General features: G+C 41.5%; 16 protein-coding genes. All 16 read right to left on the reverse strand.

Annotated features, from left to right (window positions below; translation table 11 throughout):
• Positions 1-30: 30 nt before the first annotated feature.
• The 16 genes from AC3WLU_RS10005 to AC3WLU_RS10080 all read right to left on the reverse strand — a co-directional run bounded on the left by AC3WLU_RS10005 (position 31) and on the right by AC3WLU_RS10080 (position 17,136).
• Entirely contained in the window at positions 31-963 is a 933-nt protein-coding gene (locus AC3WLU_RS10005; RefSeq protein ID WP_411739775.1) for a dipeptidase, read from the reverse strand.
• Positions 964-1,096: 133 nt separating this feature from the next.
• A complete protein-coding gene (gene spoVS / locus AC3WLU_RS10010) occupies positions 1,097-1,357 on the reverse strand; it encodes a stage V sporulation protein SpoVS (RefSeq protein WP_029281188.1) in 261 nt (86 codons plus the stop codon).
• Positions 1,358-1,530: 173 nt separating this feature from the next.
• Complete coding sequence (locus AC3WLU_RS10015) at positions 1,531-2,328, reverse strand: TIGR00282 family metallophosphoesterase (RefSeq protein ID WP_413005421.1); 798 nt, start codon at positions 2,326-2,328, stop codon at positions 1,531-1,533.
• 153 nt (positions 2,329-2,481) lie between these two features.
• Positions 2,482-4,041 (reverse strand): ribonuclease Y, encoded by a 1,560-nt coding sequence (gene rny, locus AC3WLU_RS10020; RefSeq protein WP_034313519.1) that lies wholly within the window; start codon positions 4,039-4,041, stop codon positions 2,482-2,484.
• Positions 4,042-4,394: 353 nt separating this feature from the next.
• Complete coding sequence (recA, locus tag AC3WLU_RS10025) at positions 4,395-5,441, reverse strand: recombinase RecA (protein WP_034313522.1); 1,047 nt, start codon at positions 5,439-5,441, stop codon at positions 4,395-4,397.
• A gap of 348 nt (positions 5,442-5,789) precedes the next feature.
• Positions 5,790-7,022: a competence/damage-inducible protein A gene (locus tag AC3WLU_RS10030; protein ID WP_492597215.1), complete on the reverse strand. Its 1,233-nt coding sequence runs from the start codon at positions 7,020-7,022 to the stop codon at positions 5,790-5,792.
• Positions 7,023-7,045: 23 nt separating this feature from the next.
• Positions 7,046-7,630 carry a CDP-diacylglycerol--glycerol-3-phosphate 3-phosphatidyltransferase gene (gene pgsA / locus AC3WLU_RS10035; RefSeq protein ID WP_492597216.1) on the reverse strand — a complete coding sequence of 195 codons (585 nt, stop codon included), beginning with the start codon at positions 7,628-7,630 and terminating at the stop codon, positions 7,046-7,048.
• A 164-nt stretch (positions 7,631-7,794) separates the two neighbouring features.
• Positions 7,795-8,694, reverse strand: coding sequence for a helix-turn-helix domain-containing protein (locus tag AC3WLU_RS10040; protein ID WP_057278385.1), 900 nt, complete (start codon positions 8,692-8,694; stop codon positions 7,795-7,797).
• 17 nt (positions 8,695-8,711) lie between these two features.
• Positions 8,712-9,503, reverse strand: a complete 792-nt coding sequence (locus AC3WLU_RS10045; protein WP_034313530.1) for a DUF3388 domain-containing protein — start codon at positions 9,501-9,503, stop codon at positions 8,712-8,714.
• Positions 9,504-9,746: 243 nt separating this feature from the next.
• A complete protein-coding gene (locus AC3WLU_RS10050) occupies positions 9,747-10,004 on the reverse strand; it encodes a DUF3243 domain-containing protein (RefSeq protein ID WP_057278386.1) in 258 nt (85 codons plus the stop codon).
• Positions 10,005-10,083: 79 nt separating this feature from the next.
• Positions 10,084-10,809: an elongation factor P 5-aminopentanone reductase gene (gene ymfI, locus AC3WLU_RS10055; protein ID WP_048684725.1), complete on the reverse strand. Its 726-nt coding sequence runs from the start codon at positions 10,807-10,809 to the stop codon at positions 10,084-10,086.
• An 18-nt stretch (positions 10,810-10,827) separates the two neighbouring features.
• The gene (gene yfmH / locus AC3WLU_RS10060; protein WP_492597217.1) at positions 10,828-12,114 is read right to left on the reverse strand and encodes an EF-P 5-aminopentanol modification-associated protein YfmH; all 1,287 of its coding nucleotides are present in this window, start codon (positions 12,112-12,114) and stop codon (positions 10,828-10,830) included.
• Positions 12,114-13,394 carry an EF-P 5-aminopentanol modification-associated protein YfmF gene (yfmF, locus tag AC3WLU_RS10065; RefSeq protein ID WP_057278388.1) on the reverse strand — a complete coding sequence of 427 codons (1,281 nt, stop codon included), beginning with the start codon at positions 13,392-13,394 and terminating at the stop codon, positions 12,114-12,116. Before yfmF ends, yfmH begins: the two co-directional genes overlap by 1 nt.
• Positions 13,395-13,604: 210 nt before the next feature.
• Positions 13,605-14,525 (reverse strand): ABC transporter permease, encoded by a 921-nt coding sequence (locus AC3WLU_RS10070; RefSeq protein WP_048684941.1) that lies wholly within the window; start codon positions 14,523-14,525, stop codon positions 13,605-13,607.
• A 39-nt stretch (positions 14,526-14,564) separates the two neighbouring features.
• Positions 14,565-15,608 (reverse strand): ABC transporter permease, encoded by a 1,044-nt coding sequence (locus AC3WLU_RS10075; RefSeq protein WP_034313547.1) that lies wholly within the window; start codon positions 15,606-15,608, stop codon positions 14,565-14,567.
• Entirely contained in the window at positions 15,601-17,136 is a 1,536-nt protein-coding gene (locus AC3WLU_RS10080) for an ABC transporter ATP-binding protein (protein ID WP_268936690.1), read from the reverse strand. Before AC3WLU_RS10080 ends, AC3WLU_RS10075 begins: the two co-directional genes overlap by 8 nt.

The following is a 17,136-nucleotide window of genomic DNA, read 5'->3' on the forward strand; positions in this document are numbered from 1 at the left end:
CATATCTATATAGTAAGAATTGAAAATCACTTAAGATATTTCCTTTTCAAGCGGAAAATTACGAGTGAAATTATCAAAAAGGAGACCTTTTACAAACTCACTGGAATAAAGCCTGTTCAATTCATTTATTAAGTTATGATAATCCTTATATGACGTTAACTTCTCTACCATATGATCGATTCCATCGAAGTCGGACCCTAATCCAATTTGTCTTTCCCCGCCCAAACTGCATATATGCTCTATATGTTTCAAGATATCCTTTATCGTAACCGGGCCATTTGCTAGAAATTGCGGGACAAAGGTTACTCCGATCATCCCATTTTTCTGTAAAAGGGCTTTTATCTGCCCGTCCTTTAAATTTCGCGGATGCGGACAAAGCTGATAAGCATTCGAATGGGAGGCGATCGGGAATTTCGCCAACTTTAGGGTGTCCCAAAATCCAGCTTCAGATAAATGGGATAAATCACACCAAATTGACTTCTCATTCAGTAGCGCGACCACTTCCGTTCCAAACCCGGTCAAGCCTCCCCCTCTTGTTTCCAATGCCCCATCCGCTACCAAGTTAGCGTGATTCCAAGTCAAACCTACGGAGGATACTCCAAGATGAATAAGGGTTTTCAGTTTCAACAAATCATTCCCAATGCAATCGCACCCCTCCAAAGTTAGCATTGCACCGATTTCCTTTTCTTTTAAAGATTCGATATCTGCCTTGGTCTTTATAAATTTCATTTCCGGCTCCGACAAAATCTTTTCATGAAAAATATCCACCATCGCCAAAGCCGCTTGAAATCTCATATCAGGGTGGACTTTTTCAGGTATATATATGGCAAAACATTGGACTTTTCCCCCTTCGTCCAATAAACCCCGCTTTGTTATATGTAATTTATCACTATTTGTAAAAGAAATATCCGGATCGATGAACATCTTCATCAGCACATCACAATGTGCATCAAAAATCTCCAATGTAATCCCCCTTCCTGTACTTTTTTATGATTATATATACCATTATAAAGCGACACGGGCCTTTCGTCATTTGGAATTCACGACAAAAAAGAGCCTGCTCGCCATCCGACAAACAGGACACCCAAACTTGCAATTATCTTGGTTCAATGATTAGTTTTATTGCCGTTCTCTCTTCGCCATCAATAAGTATATCTGTAAAGGCAGGAATACAAATCAAGTCAACTCCACTAGGTGCGACAAACCCTCTTGCGATTGCTACTGCCTTGACGGCTTGATTTAACGCACCTGCACCGATTGCTTGAATTTCGGCTGCTCCTCTTTCCCTGAGCACTCCCGCTAGTGCGCCTGCTACAGAATTAGGATTAGATTTTGCTGAAACTTTTAATATTTCCATTCCTAGTCCTCCTTGTTTTCCCTGCCGATTCTAACTTGGCTCAATAGTTATAACACTTTCCACTGCTACTATATTCATCAAGTAAAACTTGTATGACAAAGAAAACCTGGATTGTACACCATTTATTAAAGAATGGAAAAACGGATGGCAGTTTGACTGTCCATCCGTTCGAATCAATGGTAAAAGGGATGATCTTCGTTAATCAGGATCCTTTCTATCTTCTTTGCCTTGCCAGTTTTCTCATCAATTTCAAGGAGAACCCCGCTTAATAGGGTACGTCCCTCTTTTGGGACTTCGAAACGAACTGGAAGGCTGGTCAGGAACCGATGGATGACTGCCTCTCTTTCCATACCAAGGATGCCATCATATGGTCCTGTCATGCCTACATCTGATATGTAAGCGGTGCCTGCAGGTAATATACGGTTATCTGCTGTCTGGACGTGTGTGTGTGTACCAACGACTGCTGTAACCTTACCATCCAGGAACCAACCCATGGCTTGCTTTTCACTTGTCGCTTCACCATGAAAATCGACAAAGATAATCGGTGTCTTTTTTCGAGCCTCCGCCACTAGTTCTTCCGCCTTTTTAAACGGACAGTCCAAATCCGGCATGAACGTTCTCGCTTGCAAATTGATGACCGCTATTTCATGCTGGTTAAATTTTAAAAATTTCATACCTTCTCCGGGTACCCCGTCTGGAAAGTTTGCTGGACGGACAAGATATTTCGCTTCATCAATAAAGTTGAAAATATCACGATTATCCCATGTATGGTTTCCCATGGTCACTGCCTGCGCTCCCCACTCTAAAAAACTGCGGTAAATCTTTTCTGTAATCCCCCGGCCACTTGCTGCATTCTCGCCATTGATGACCGTGATATGCGGACGATACTTTTCTTTTAACTTAGGAAGGTATTCTTGGATCATGTCACGACCTGGAGATCCCACTACATCCCCTATAAATAGCAATTTCATTGTAAAACCCTTTCTGGATTCACCTGATTATATGAATTATTCAAGTATGTATTGTAACATAATTGGGGGTAATTATAAGAATTATGCTTAACGATTCATATCGGAAAAAGAAAAAAACGAAGTGGTTTGCACCACTTCGTCTTTCACTAACAATTATTTGGCATATTCGACTGCTCTTGTTTCACGGATGACCGTGACTTTTATATGACCTGGGTAATCGAGCTCTTCTTCAATCCTTTTCCGGATATCACGTGCGAGTCGATGTGCCGAAAGGTCATCGATTTGTTCTGGTTTCACTAGAATCCGCACTTCTCGTCCGGCTTGAATCGCAAAAGATTTCTCCACTCCATCATAGGACTCGGAAATTTCCTCAAGCTTTTCAAGTCTTCTAATGTAATTTTCAAGCGTTTCACTTCTTGCTCCCGGTCTTGCAGCTGATAATGCATCAGCGGCAGCCACAAGCACTGAAATGATGGAAGTTGGTTCCGTATCGCCATGATGTGAAGCGATGCTGTTAATGACAGTTGGATGCTCTTTATATTTGGTTGCTAATTCAACGCCAATTTCAACGTGACTGCCTTCCACTTCATGATCGATCGCTTTCCCAATATCATGCAATAAACCTGCACGGCGGGCAAGAACTTCATCCTCACCGAGCTCAGCGGCCAGTAAACCTGAAAGCTGGGCCACTTCAATTGAATGTTTAAGTACGTTTTGCCCATAACTGGTACGGAATTTCAAACGTCCTAGTATTTTGATGAGATCTGGATGGAGACCGTGAACTCCAACTTCAAAAGTAGTCTGTTCACCAATTTCACGAATATGTTCATCTACCTCACGTCTTGCTTTGTCAACCATTTCTTCAATGCGAGCCGGATGGATCCGTCCGTCCTGAACAAGTTTCTCAAGAGCCAAGCGTGCCGTTTCCCGTCTAATTGGATCGAATCCAGATAAAATGACAGCTTCAGGAGTATCATCAATAATAAGGTCAATACCTGTTAGCGTTTCTAACGTCCGGATATTTCGTCCTTCACGTCCGATTATCCGTCCTTTCATTTCATCGTTTGGAAGATTTACTACAGAAACGGTGGTCTCTGCAACATGATCAGCCGCACAACGCTGAATGGCAAGAGAAAGGACTTCTTTTGCTTTTTTATCAGCTTCTTCTTTGGCACGGGTATCACTTTCTTTAATCATAAGCGCTACATCGTGAGCAAGCTCGTTTTCCATTCGGTCTATAATGATTGCTTTAGCCTCTTCACGAGTTAAACCGGAAACACGTTCAAGCTCTGTTTGCTGCTTACGAACCATCTCTTCCACTTTGCTTTCCATCTCTTCAATATGCTGTTGTCTTTGGTTTAGAGAATCATCTTTTTTCTCCAAAAGGCTCTCACGTTTGTCTAACGTTTCATCCTTACGGTCCAGATTCTCTTCTCTTTGCAATAACCGATTTTCTTGTTTTTGTAATTCGTTCCTTCTTTCACGGGCTTCCCGATCCGAATCGGCACGAACTTTATGAATTTCATCTTTTGCTTCCAACAAGGCTTCTTTCTTAAGTGCTTCCGCTTCACGTTTTGCATCCTCAAGGATGTGTTCTGCAGAGCCCTTTGCCCCTGCTATTCTACTCTCAAATTTTGATTTGTGAATAAAATAACCAACAACTGCACCGACGATTAGGCCAAGCAAAGTGAAGATGATTGTCATGGGTTCCATCGTTTCACCTCCCCTTGCTATGAACTTTTTACATAAAATGTTGAACTGTCGGCAAGTACATTGCACATAAATTCAATATACAGCACTTAATTTTCAAAATTTTAGTTTGAAAAATTGTAAAATATACATATTAATTGTATAGTTGAGAATTTTTATTGTCAAGCGTTTGTCCCTTATGTATCAATGATTATTCAAGTTTTCTTAATATTAACCATCATAATGTACAGCATACATTATGGAAGCAGTCTGTAAATCTGATTACAATGCCATTTAATCCGCTGAAAATTTCGCATTTTTCTTAAAATATACATAAAAGGCCTAAGCGAATAAGCTTAGGCCTTTTCCAAATATCATTAATCAAGCAATTCAAAATGCTCTTCTGTTTCATTTTCTTCTGGTGGTAATTCATGCTCTCCATCAAGATTATAGTGATCTCTGATTTTCTGAGAAATTTCCTGAGCGATATCCTGATTTTCTTTCAGGAAAAGCTTCGCATTTTCACGGCCTTGTCCGACACGCTCTTCATTGTATGAATACCATGAGCCGCTTTTAAGGACGATATCAAGGTCTGCACCCATATCGATGATTTCACCTTCCTGCGAAATCCCTTGACCATACATGATGTCAACTTCAGCTTGGCGGAATGGTGGAGCAACCTTGTTTTTTACAACTTTGATTTTCGTTTTATTACCGACGATTTCATTACCTTGTTTTAATTGCTCCGCACGGCGCACTTCCAGACGAACAGTTGAATAGAACTTCAGTGCCCGGCCTCCCGGAGTCGTTTCTGGATTCCCAAACATAACACCGATTTTTTCACGGACTTGGTTAATGAAAATGGCAATGGTATTTGATTTATTAATGGAACCAGACAGTTTTCTAAGTGCCTGAGACATCATCCGGGCTTGGAGACCCATATGGGAATCTCCCATTTCGCCTTCGATTTCAGCTTTTGGTACAAGTGCCGCCACGGAGTCAATGACAATGATATCTACCGCTCCGCTTCGAACTAACGCTTCAGCGATCTCTAGGGCCTGTTCACCCGTATCAGGCTGTGAAAGCAGTAACTCATCGATATTCACACCAAGTTTTTCTGAATATGCTGGATCTAAAGCATGCTCGGCATCAATGAATGCAGCCGTTCCGCCAGTCTTTTGTACCTCTGCAATGGCATGTAATGCTACAGTCGTTTTACCGGAGCTTTCAGGTCCATATATCTCAATGACCCGGCCTCTTGGATATCCGCCTACTCCCAACGCTACGTCCAATGCTAAAGAACCGCTTGAGATCGTTGAAATTCTACGATCAGTCTGTTCCCCAAGTTTCATAATCGAACCTTTACCAAATTGTTTCTCAATTTGTTTTAACGCCATATCTAAAGCCGCTTGACGATCACTCACTTAATTTCCTCCTCTATATTCAACTAATCGGCTGTCCGATTAAAGGTGTACTTACGTTAGCAATTATTCGAGTTCAAGGTTTGTACCCTGTCTCAAAACCTATCTTTACTATATACTCTTTTTACTATTTTGCCAAGCAAAAAGTCGAACATTCATTCGTTTTTTTCTTTCGGGATATTCTTTGTAAAAAAGCGTTTTAGCTTAAGGAAATTTCCATTTCGCTTCACTTACTCCCTAAAAAATACATTTTTATTGAATTAACTTTTTTCTTTTTTCCCTATTTTTCAAGAAACAAACTTCTAAAACCAAATAAAAAGCAGAGCTGTATTAAAGCTCTGCTTATGGCGTTTATAAATCCCTTAATAGGTAATGACAGCCGTATTTCACACTCCGAATACGGTTTTGCGCCCTGCTACCGGAAAGATTCAACTCCTTGAAATGAGTGTTTCCATCGCGATAGGAAATGCCAATAAATACTGTACCAACAGGCTTGCCTTCTTGTTCATCCGGCCCTGCAACACCCGTAAAGCTTATGCCTACATCCGTATCGAGCTTACTCCGGACATTAGAGGCCATTTCCATTGCACACTCACCGCTGACCACCCCATACTCAGATATGGTATCATCACTGACGCTGAGGACATTGGACTTCGCATCATTCGTATAGCAGACCATTCCGCCCTTGAAGACTTTACCGGCGCCCGGGATGGTTGTCAGCTGTTCTTGGAACATCCCCCCGGTCAAGCTTTCAGCTGCTGCGATTGAAAGCTTGCGGACCGTTAATTCTTTTACAAGTTCCTTTATTAGCGAAGTATTATCACTTCCATAATGGAACTTGCCGACCCTGCCAAGAATTTCTTTTTCCGTTTCTAAAATAAGTTCTTCGCATTTTTCTTTGGAAGGGCCTTTGGCGGTGATCCTTAACGTCACTTCCCCTTCGGCTGCCAGCGGAGCGATTGTCGGATTCGTTTGATTGACAAGGAGATCTTCAATCACCGTTTCCAGTTCGGCTTCACCTATACCGTAGAACCGTAAAACCTTGGAATCGATCCGTTCATGCTTTTCCAATTTATTCATGATCTTTTCATAACCATAACTTAAAAACATCGGCTCCATTTCACTTGGTGGACCAGGCAGGAGCATATATGTAATCCCGGATTTGGACAAAACCATTCCTGGGGCCATGCCATGATCGTTTGCCAACACTTCACTGCCTTCTAAGACAAGGGCCTGCTTTTTGTTGTTTTCCGTCATCGGCCGTTCCCGTTTTTGGAAGTAAGCTTCAATGGATTGCAAAGCTTCATCATTAAAAACGAGCTTTTTCCCGATATGGCGAGCAATCGTTTCTTTCGTTAAGTCATCTTTGGTAGGACCAAGCCCACCGGTAAAAACAATCAAGTTCGCCCTCGATTCAGCGATTTCTATAGCTTGTTGTAATCGACGGTCGTTATCCCCGACCACAGTATGGTAAAAAACGTTGATCCCCATTTCCGCAAACTGCTGCGATAAGAATCTTCCATTAGTGTTATTGATTTGACCTAAAAGAAGCTCTGAGCCCACTGCAATGATTTCTGCATCCATCTTTTCAAAACCACCATTCGTTTTTACTTTGAATTAACAAATACTTCTTTGTTTTTTATAAAATAATCCAAACCTGACCAGATTGTAAAGATTAATGCAATCCATAATGCGATATTGGCAAATGGAAGTGAAATGAGGGCAAATGGAAGGTTATGCAGCAATAAAGCCGAAATAGAAACAATTTGTGCCCATGTTTTAATTTTACCTAGCTGGTTCGCTGCAACCACTTCCCCTGTACCCGCTAACACCAAACGCAATCCAGTGACTGCAAATTCGCGACTTATGATCACGATGGCAATCCAAGATTGACCGTACATTAAATCCAGATCAACCAAAACGATTAAGGCAGCCGAAACAAGAAGTTTATCTGCCAATGGATCTAAAAATTTCCCTAAATCAGTAATCATATTATATTTTCTGGCAAAATGGCCATCGATCCAATCCGTAGTGGAAGCGATTATAAAGAGGATGGCTCCAGCCAGGTGTGCCACTGGCAAACTGTATTCTCCCCAAGCCAGAGTCCCCCATGAAAAAGGAACGAGCATGATGATTAAAAATACTGGTATTAAACAGATTCTTGCTACTGTAATCTTATTAGGCAGATTCAAAACTTTTACCTCCAAAATTTACGCCTGCCATTCGGGCCTGCGTCTTAGATCTAAAATAATGCTTATATGTATAATTTAACTCAAAATCCAATCTTATATGCCGAGTGGATCATTTCCCGCCGCCTTACCATTAAATAGAGCAAAAATAGTCATCTATAAGATGACTATTCGGCTTTCGTAAATTGTATCGTAACCAATTGCGTATTCACTTCAGTCGGTGAAATGGAATACTCCAGCTTCTCATCATTCACATAAATCTCTGTTTCATATGCCCTGCCTATATTGATGACAGCTTCTTTTTCATTGGTGAAATCAATTTCCTGGCTTTTGTCCTTTTCGATAGTGCCTTGGAAAAGTAATTTACCTTCACCATTTTTTATGCCGACCCATGGTGAGCCTTTGGAGGTCACCTTTAATTTAAAAGTATCGGTATTTTTTAATTCATACGTACTATTTTTACCGCTGGAACTTGTGACGGCAAGATTTTGCTCTTTCTCTTCATCTTTGACTGCTGTATCATCTTCATTCTTCTTTTCAGATGAATCTGATTTTTCTTCATTCTGTTTTTGGTCTGCATTCTCTTCTTCTTTGTTAAACTCTTCACTTTTATTGTAACCCACGGCATCGCTTTGTTTCGCGTCCTTTTTGTCCTCGTTATCCGGATTACTCATATAGTTCAATACCAGAACCCAAATCAATACGGCCGCACCAATGACTAAAACCGCTGCCAAGATCTTCGGTAACAATTCCACTACCTTTGAATCTCCTGCCGGAATGGTTTTCCGGGATTGGACCCGTGAAAGCTGTTCTGGCAATTCCTCACTATAGACCGATGGTATTTCACTCTTATATTGTTCGAAAATCTCTTCTGAATCCAGTCCGACCGCTTCACAATATTGCTTTATGAATGCCCGTACATAGAACTTTCCTGGCATCATACTGTAATTTCCCTCTTCAATGCCAATGAGGTAACGCTTTTGGATCTTCGTTAATTCCTGCAAATCTTCTAGGCTAAGACCTTTGGCTTCCCTAGCTTCCTTTAATCGATTACCCAACTCAGTCAAATAAAACACCTGCCATTTTAAAAGTCAAAGGAACCAAAATCGGACCCTGAAAACTGGTCTTTTTGGTCGACAACTTCATATGTTATTTCTTCTTCAGGATTGTTTCGCAATTCAATAATATAATCAAAGTCTTCGAGGGTATACTCCGTATTTTGGACAAAAACATCCGGATGTTCGATTACTTTGACAGCATCAAGCCTCATTATTTCACGAATCAACTGCCAATGACGCTCATTTGCACGGCGAGTGGAAACAATTCCATCTAAAATGAACAAATTATCATTATTATATTCATCCTCAATAAGCTGGCTGCGGATAGTCTGCTTTAAAAGGGTCGAGGACACAAACAACCATCTCTTATTAGCACAAACACTCGATGCCACGATAGATTCAGTTTTTCCGACACGGGGCATCCCTCGGATCCCGATCAATTTATGACCTTCCTGTTTAAATAGCTCGGCCAGGAAATCGACAAGCAAGCCTAGTTCATCACGAACAAACCTAAAAGTGTTTTTCTCATCGGCATCGCGCTGAATATAGCGTCCATGCCTGACTGCGAGGCGATCACGTAATTTAGGTTCCCTAAGCTTAATGACCTTTATCGTATCCATCGTACGGAGAATTGACTCGAATCTTTCTATATTACGGCTGTCTTTGGCCAACAAAAGTAACCCACGCCTTCCTTCATCGACCCCGTTAATGGTGATGATATTAATGGAAAGCATACCCAGAAGGGATGAAATATCCCCTAATAAACCAGGACGGTTGACTTGAATTTCATATTCAAAATACCATTCTTTATTATCCACGATAACACTCCTTAAGCCTAAAAGCTTTTACCCTAATCATGGGCAAAAAACTTATCCATCGTAAATTTCAAGGTCTGAACACTTTAATATTAATTGTCTAGCTTCTATAATATAGCATTTCGTGATAAGTTAAAAGGAAAAACCCTATAAAAGTATTCATTTTTATATAAGAGGACAAATAGTCATCCCCCTCGAATCCAAAAGGCCCTGTTAATTAATAACAGGGCCTTTTGGATTGATATTTTACTTCGTTCCATTGTTCTCGACTAACTTGACCATGACACTTGCCATGGCATGTTTTTCTTGATCGCTTGCCACTGACCAAAGATCAGCAAGCACTTTCTCTTGGTCATTCTGGGGCTCAACCTGATTAGCTAGGTAATCACCGATTTCGTAAGCCAAGTTGGTAACAGCGCCTTCTGACAAGCCTTGTTGTTCACCTTGATGTAATCTGTCGCCTAAGAAGTTTTTCCATTGATCCCAATTGTCCAGTACAGACATGAATGGTCACCCTTTCCTTCAAAATAGTACAAAGATATTTTGTGAAGAAATTGAGGGAATTATACATGTCTTTAAAAAATCATGTGTACCATCCGCCATTTACGCCTAAAATCTGCCCGGTTATATAGGACGACTTGTCGGAAAGCAAATAGTATACGGCCTCCGCGACCTCTTTGGAATGCCCCATCCTGCCCATCGGGATATCGCCTTTGATGATTTCCAGATCTTCTGCACTGAAGGATTCGAGCATGGAAGTGGAAATCGCACCGGGGGCAACGGCATTCACCCGGATTCCATTAAGCGATACTTCTTTGCTAAGCGCCTTGATAAAAGCATTTTGACTGCCTTTGACCATTGAATATAATACTTCACAAGATGCACCTGTCTGCCCCCAAATTGATGTGACGGCAACGATGGCAGCCTGTTCTTGGTACATAAGCTTTGGAAGCAGTTCCTTTGTTAATTGGAAAGGGCTCGTTACATGCAGCTGAACCATTTCAGTAACGATAGTCTCATCCATATCAGATATAAGCCCATAATAGCTATTGCCACTATTAAGGACGATTGCATGAAGGGCAAAAATATTTTCCGCCAATTTCTTATAGCCGTCCGGTGCAGCCAAATCCGCTTGTATCGGAATAAGTTCGACTTGATGAGGCTTTAGTTCTTCAATCAGGGCAAGTATCGCTTCTTCATTGCTGTTATAATGTAAATAAAGTGAGTAATTCTCCTCGGCGAGCTTTATAGCGATTTCCCTGCCGATTCCTCCACTGGCTCCTGTAATAAGGGCAAAACGTTTCCCCACTTTCACGCCCCCTTTATATTATTTCGGAAGTACCTGACAGACTGTCATCCGTTCATCGGAAATTAAGTCCTTGGCGACCTCCCTAATATCTTCGATAGTTAGTTTTTCCAATACTGATACAACATCGAACAAGTTCATATCATTGAATGCATATCTGGTGAATTGATTCGCTATATATTCCGGCGAATTCAAGGAACGAAGGAAAGAACCGATTTTTTTCTTGATAGTCCTTTGCAGGCTTTCTTCATTCAGGCCGGTTCCGGCTTTTGATTTTTGCAGGATACCGAATAAAGACTCCATCAACTCATCAGGTTTGGCACTGTCCCCGCCAATTAACGCAAACCCAAAACCTTGTTCCTGTGTGTAATCATATGAGAAGCTTTGATCGATCAACCCTTCCTCATACAGCTCCTCATGCAAAGGCGAACTTTTGCCAAACAGCATTTCCAAATAAATATTGGTCGCCAATTCCCTTTTCAAAAGCTGTAAACCGGATTGGTTTACATTGATGGCCTTGATGCCCAGCATCACTTTTGGTGTCTGGACATTCATCCTTAAGACTTCCTTATCCTTGGCAACGATTTCCGGCTCTTCGTCAAATTTACGTTCCACTGCTGGTTGTTCCTTGTACCCTTTATCATTTTGGTTATCCCGAATCAGTTTCATGGTACTTTCGACATCTACCGGTCCTACAACAAATAGGAGCATGTTGCTAGGATGGTAAAACGTATTATAACATTCATAAAGCATATCTTTCGTAATACCTGCAATCGATTCCACAGTACCGGCAATATCGATTTTCACTGGATGCTGATGATACATATTGGCAATCGTCCCAAAATATAACCGCCAGTCTGAATTATCATCATACATGTTGATTTCCTGCCCAATGATTCCTTTTTCCTTTTCTACCGTCTTTTCCGAAAAGTAAGGGTCCTGGACAAAGTCAATTAAGGTAGTAAGATTCCTCTCGAAATCAGACGTGCTGGAAAATAAATAAGCTGTACGGGTAAAAGAGGTAAAGGCATTTGCAGATGCTCCCTGCTTTGAAAATTGCTGAAAAACATCACCATCTTCCTTTTCAAATAGCTTATGTTCAAGAAAATGGGCAATCCCATCTGGTACTTTAGAGAATTCCGTTTCATTCAATGGTTTGAAATGGTTGTCGATTGAACCATAATTCGTCGTGAAAGTCGCAAATGATTTATTGAACCCGCTTTTCGGAAGAATATATACTTCGAGACCATTATCCATTTTTTCATGGAAAAGCTCTTCTTTCAATTGAGTGAATGCTATTTTTTCCATTACCCTTGCACCTCCGCTTCCGTTAGGAAATAAATCGTATCAAGCTGGATCTTTTGACCAACTGCAATGATTTCTTCCTTTGTAGTCCGCTCTGTTTTTGTAAACCACTCGTCGAGTGATATATCCTGCCCGGAAATCACATTATGATATAAAATTTCCACAAGCCCTCTCGAAACGTCAATGGTTTCAAGGAGCTGGTTCTTAACGACCGCCTTTGTCTGTGCAAGTTCTTCATCGGAAAAGTTACCTTGCTTCATTTCCTTCATTTGTGCATGAATGATATCCAATGCCTGCTTGTAGTTGGCATTTTCAATGCCAGCCATGACCATCAATAGTCCTTTATGACTTTCAAGCCTTGAAGCTGCATAATAAGCAAGGCTTGCTTTCTCCCTGACATTAATGAAAAGTTTTGAATGTGAAAAGCCACCAAAAATCCCATTGAAAAGCTGAAGAGCATAATAATCCGGATCACCGTATGCAACTTGGGTTCGATAACCGATATTCAATTTCCCTTGTTTCACATCCGAATTCTCGATGATTTCTTTTTCCTTCTCCACTGCCTTGCCCGTATCCCTCGGCAGTCTAACAGGCTCACGTTCTTGCAACGACACATACTTGTCAGCAAGTGCCTCCACTTCCGATCCATCGATGTCGCCGATTACATATAAATCGATTTCATCTTCCGACAGCATTTTTTTATAGTAGGCGAATAGGGACTCTGGAGTTATCGTTTCCAAGTCTTGAAGATTACCGCTCGCTTCTAAAGCATATGGTTCGTTTTTGCACATTTCCTCTACAAGACGTGTAGCTGAATATCGCATTTTGTCATCGGAAATGGATTGAATCCGCTGTTTTAAGGAACGGATTTCATTGGAAACCGTTTTAGAGTCAAAGGCTTCGCCGTTTTTCTTCGGATTGAAGATCACCTCTGATAATAACCCAAAAGCCTTTTCGAGAAGCGGGGTTGAATCACTAAGGAATTTTTCATTGACGATATCAATCGTAAAACTTATGATTTGATATTCTCCTTTTTTAGCTACATCGACATAAAACCCTGCTCCATATAAATCATCAAGATAAGATCGAAGCTCGGGTGTTGTAGGATATTTACTTGTATTGCTTTGTAACACATATGGCAGCAGTGCACGATATGTAACGTCCTCTTTTGTCAAAGCGGCCTTCATCTTCAGCACGAGAGTATTCGTTTTATATTTATCCGTCCGGACCACATGAAGCTTGTAGCCGCTTTTTTCCGTAATTGTATCGGAAGCAATAGACATGAATAATCCTCCTCATAATATAAATCACCTTTATTAGCTTATTGTTTGTAGATTGGAACCCTTTTAAACATCTACTTAAAATATACATGTGAAAGGAAAAATCATGCAAGTTACAGCTACTTTTTTTGGTTTTTCACCAGCTCACCATCATTTATGGCTCAATCTCTAAAGAAAAAACCGGCCAGCACAGTTTGCTGACCGGTTAGACACTTATCTTTTCCCTTTGATGTATGGCTGTCCGGATGCTTTTGGAGCATCAGCACGTCCAATGAAACCAGTTAGCGCAATGATCGTCAGAACATATGGAGCGATCAAGAGGTAAACTGATGGAATATCCTTGAAGAAGGGAAGGCTCGAGCCAACGATACTTAAACTTTGAGCCAAACCAAAGAATAAAGCTGCTCCCATTGCCCCGATCGGGTGCCACTTACCAAAAATCATGGCGGCAATGGCCATGAAACCTTGACCATTTATTGTCGCATGATTGAATTCATTTGAAAAGATGGTAGCATAAATCGCTCCGCCGATACCTCCAAAAGCACCTGATAATAAAACGGCGGCATATCGGATTTTCGTAACATTGACACCCATCGTATCAGCAGCCATGGGATGTTCTCCCACTGCACGAATCCTTAACCCGAAAGGTGTTTTATAAAGAACATACCAAACGACAAAAGATATGAGAATCGCTATATATACGATGTAATAACCATTTGCGAAAAAGATGGGCCCAATAAATGGAATATCACTTAATAATGGAACATCAATCCTTGGGAATGTTTCTGTGATTCTATCAGTTTGACCTTTGTCAAAAATCAGCTTCACCAAAAACATGGTCAGACCTACTGCCAACAAGTTGATGGCAACCCCACTAACCGTTTGGTCCGCCCTGAACGTAATGCATGCCACAGCGTGCAGAATGGAAAACAGCAAGCCGGCAATCATTGCCGCTAAGACTGCGAGCCAAGGAGTCCATTCCCCAAATACATCAGCAAACATTAAGTTAAAAACAATCCCTGTAAAGGCACCAATGACCATCAAACCTTCTAAACCGATGTTTATGACACCAGCCCGTTCAGAAAACACTCCTCCGAGTGAAGTAAAAATAAGTGGAGCAGCTAGAGCTATCATAGATGGAATAATAATTTGTAATACTTGGAAAAAATCCACTTATTTCACCCCTTTCTTAAATCGAGCGGCAATCCAACGAATAAAATAACTGGATGCTACGAAGAAAATGATCAATGCTATGACAATATCCACAATTTCACTAGGTATTCCGGTTTCTAGCGGCATATTTAAGGCCCCGGCTTTCAGTCCCCCAAATAATAAGGCTGCAAGCACAACACCAATAGCCGTATTCGCCCCTAATAAGGCTACTGCAATCCCATCAAAGCCCATACCTGTGAACCCGCCTTTGACCGCGGCATAACCGAAAGTTCCAAGGCCTTCCATCGCACCCGCAAGTCCTGCAAAAGCACCTGAAATAACCATGGAAAGTATAATGTTCTTATTGACACTCATCCCTGCATACTCGGACGCGTGCTGATTGAAACCTACCGCTTTCAGTTCAAAGCCGGTTTTGGTCCTTTCAAGCAGGAACCACATGATGATTACGCAAATAATCGCTACCACTATTCCCCAATGCATCCGGGAAAAATCCGTAATGCTTTCAAAAAAAGGAGACCGCAGTGATGCTGTATCAGCAATTCTTTCTGTTTTATCCAGCTTGTCAGTCATTACATTCCTAATTAAATAATTCGTCACATATAAAGCTGTATAATTCAACATGATGGAAACGATTACTTCATGTACACGGAACTTAGCTTTTAAATAACCAGGGATAAAAGCCCACAATGCCCCAGCAGCTGCACCAGCTAATATGGCCAATGGCAAATGGATGATCCTTGGAAGATCAAAAGCGATTCCGACCCAAACTGCAGCCAGCCAGCCTACAATTAATTGCCCTTCTACACCGATATTGAAAAGGCCCGTGCGAAAAGCAAAAGCCACTGCCAAACCGGCAAGGATATAAGGGATGATTGTCCTGACGGATTCCCCTACATAATAAGAATCCCCGATAATTCCATTTACCATGGAGCCATAGCCGGCAACTGGGTCATAGCCGCTTACCAACATGATTATGGCCCCAACGACTAAGCCGAGGATAACTGCTATTAACGGACTCGTTAATTTAGATAAATACTTAGACATTTTGTTTTCCACCTGCTTCCGTCCGTTTACTGCCGGCCATTAGAAGGCCAAGCTCCTGTTCAGTCGTTTCTTTCGGATTGACAATTGCGACGATTTCCCCTTCGTATATAACCGCAATCCTATCGCTCACATTCATGATTTCTTCCAATTCAAATGAAATGAGAAGTACTGCTTTTCCTGCATCACGCTGTTCAATGAGCCGTTTATGGATAAACTCGATCGCTCCTACATCAAGCCCGCGTGTTGGCTGTGCGGCAATCAATAAATCCGGGTTCCTATCAACTTCCCGGCCGATGATCGCTTTTTGTTGATTCCCGCCAGAAAGAGCCCTTGCCGGGGTATATTCACTCGGAGTCCGAACATCATAGCTTTTGATCAATGAACGGGCTTTTTCAAATATTTTCTTTGAGTTCAAGATACCGGCTTTTGAAAAAGGCCTTTGATAGTAGGTTTGCAAGACAATATTTTCCCCAATGCTGTAATCGAGAACCAATCCATGCTTATGCCTGTCTTCTGGAATATGGCCGACACCTGCTTCAGTGATTTTACGCGGCTTCAGATTCCTGATTTCTTTTCCATTTAGCATGATCGAACCAGCTGTTGTCTTCCTTAGGCCAGCCAATGCCTCAATCAGTTCGGATTGACCGTTTCCATCTACACCGGCAATACCGACAATTTCTCCTGCACGGACTGTTAAATCCAAGTTCCGAACAGCTGAAACGCCCCGGGAATCCTTTACTTCCAGTTCCTGAACCTCGAGAACTACATCCGAAGGAGTAGCGGCCGTTTTTTCCGTCTTGAATAGAACTTCCCTACCGACCATCAAGCTCGCCAATTCGTTAGGATTCGTTTCGTTGACGTTCACTGTACCAATTCCTTGCCCTTTGCGGATAACCGTTACCCGGTCACAAACCTCCATGATTTCCTTAAGTTTGTGTGTGATTAAAATGATAGATTTACCCTCTTTGATAAGGGCTTTCATAATATAAATCAATTCCTTGATTTCTTGAGGAGTCAATACAGCGGTCGGTTCATCAAAAATCAATATTTCCGCACCACGGTAAAGCGTCTTAAGAATCTCGACACGCTGCTGCATCCCTATTGAAATATCGGCAATTTTTGCATAGGGGTCAACACGAAGCTGATATTGTTCTGATAGTTTCCTAACTTCCTCGCTCGCTTCTTTTAAATCGATCTTACCCGCTTTGGATGGTTCTTTTCCTAAAATGATATTTTCCGTTACTGTAAAAGGGTCAACGAGCATAAAATGCTGATGGACCATCCCAATTCCTAAATCATTGGCAATGTTGGGACTGGTAATCTTGACTGGCTTGCCATTCACACGGATTTCTCCCTGCTCAGGCTGGTATAAGCCGAATAAAACATTCATCAAAGTGGATTTACCTGCGCCATTTTCACCTAATAATGCGTGAATCTCCCCTTTTTTAACCTGAAGTGTAACGTTATCATTTGCGACGATGCCGGGGAATTCCTTACGGATATTAAGCATCTCAATTACATATTCCAC

The organism is Peribacillus sp. FW305-BF15 (genome assembly GCF_058783805.1).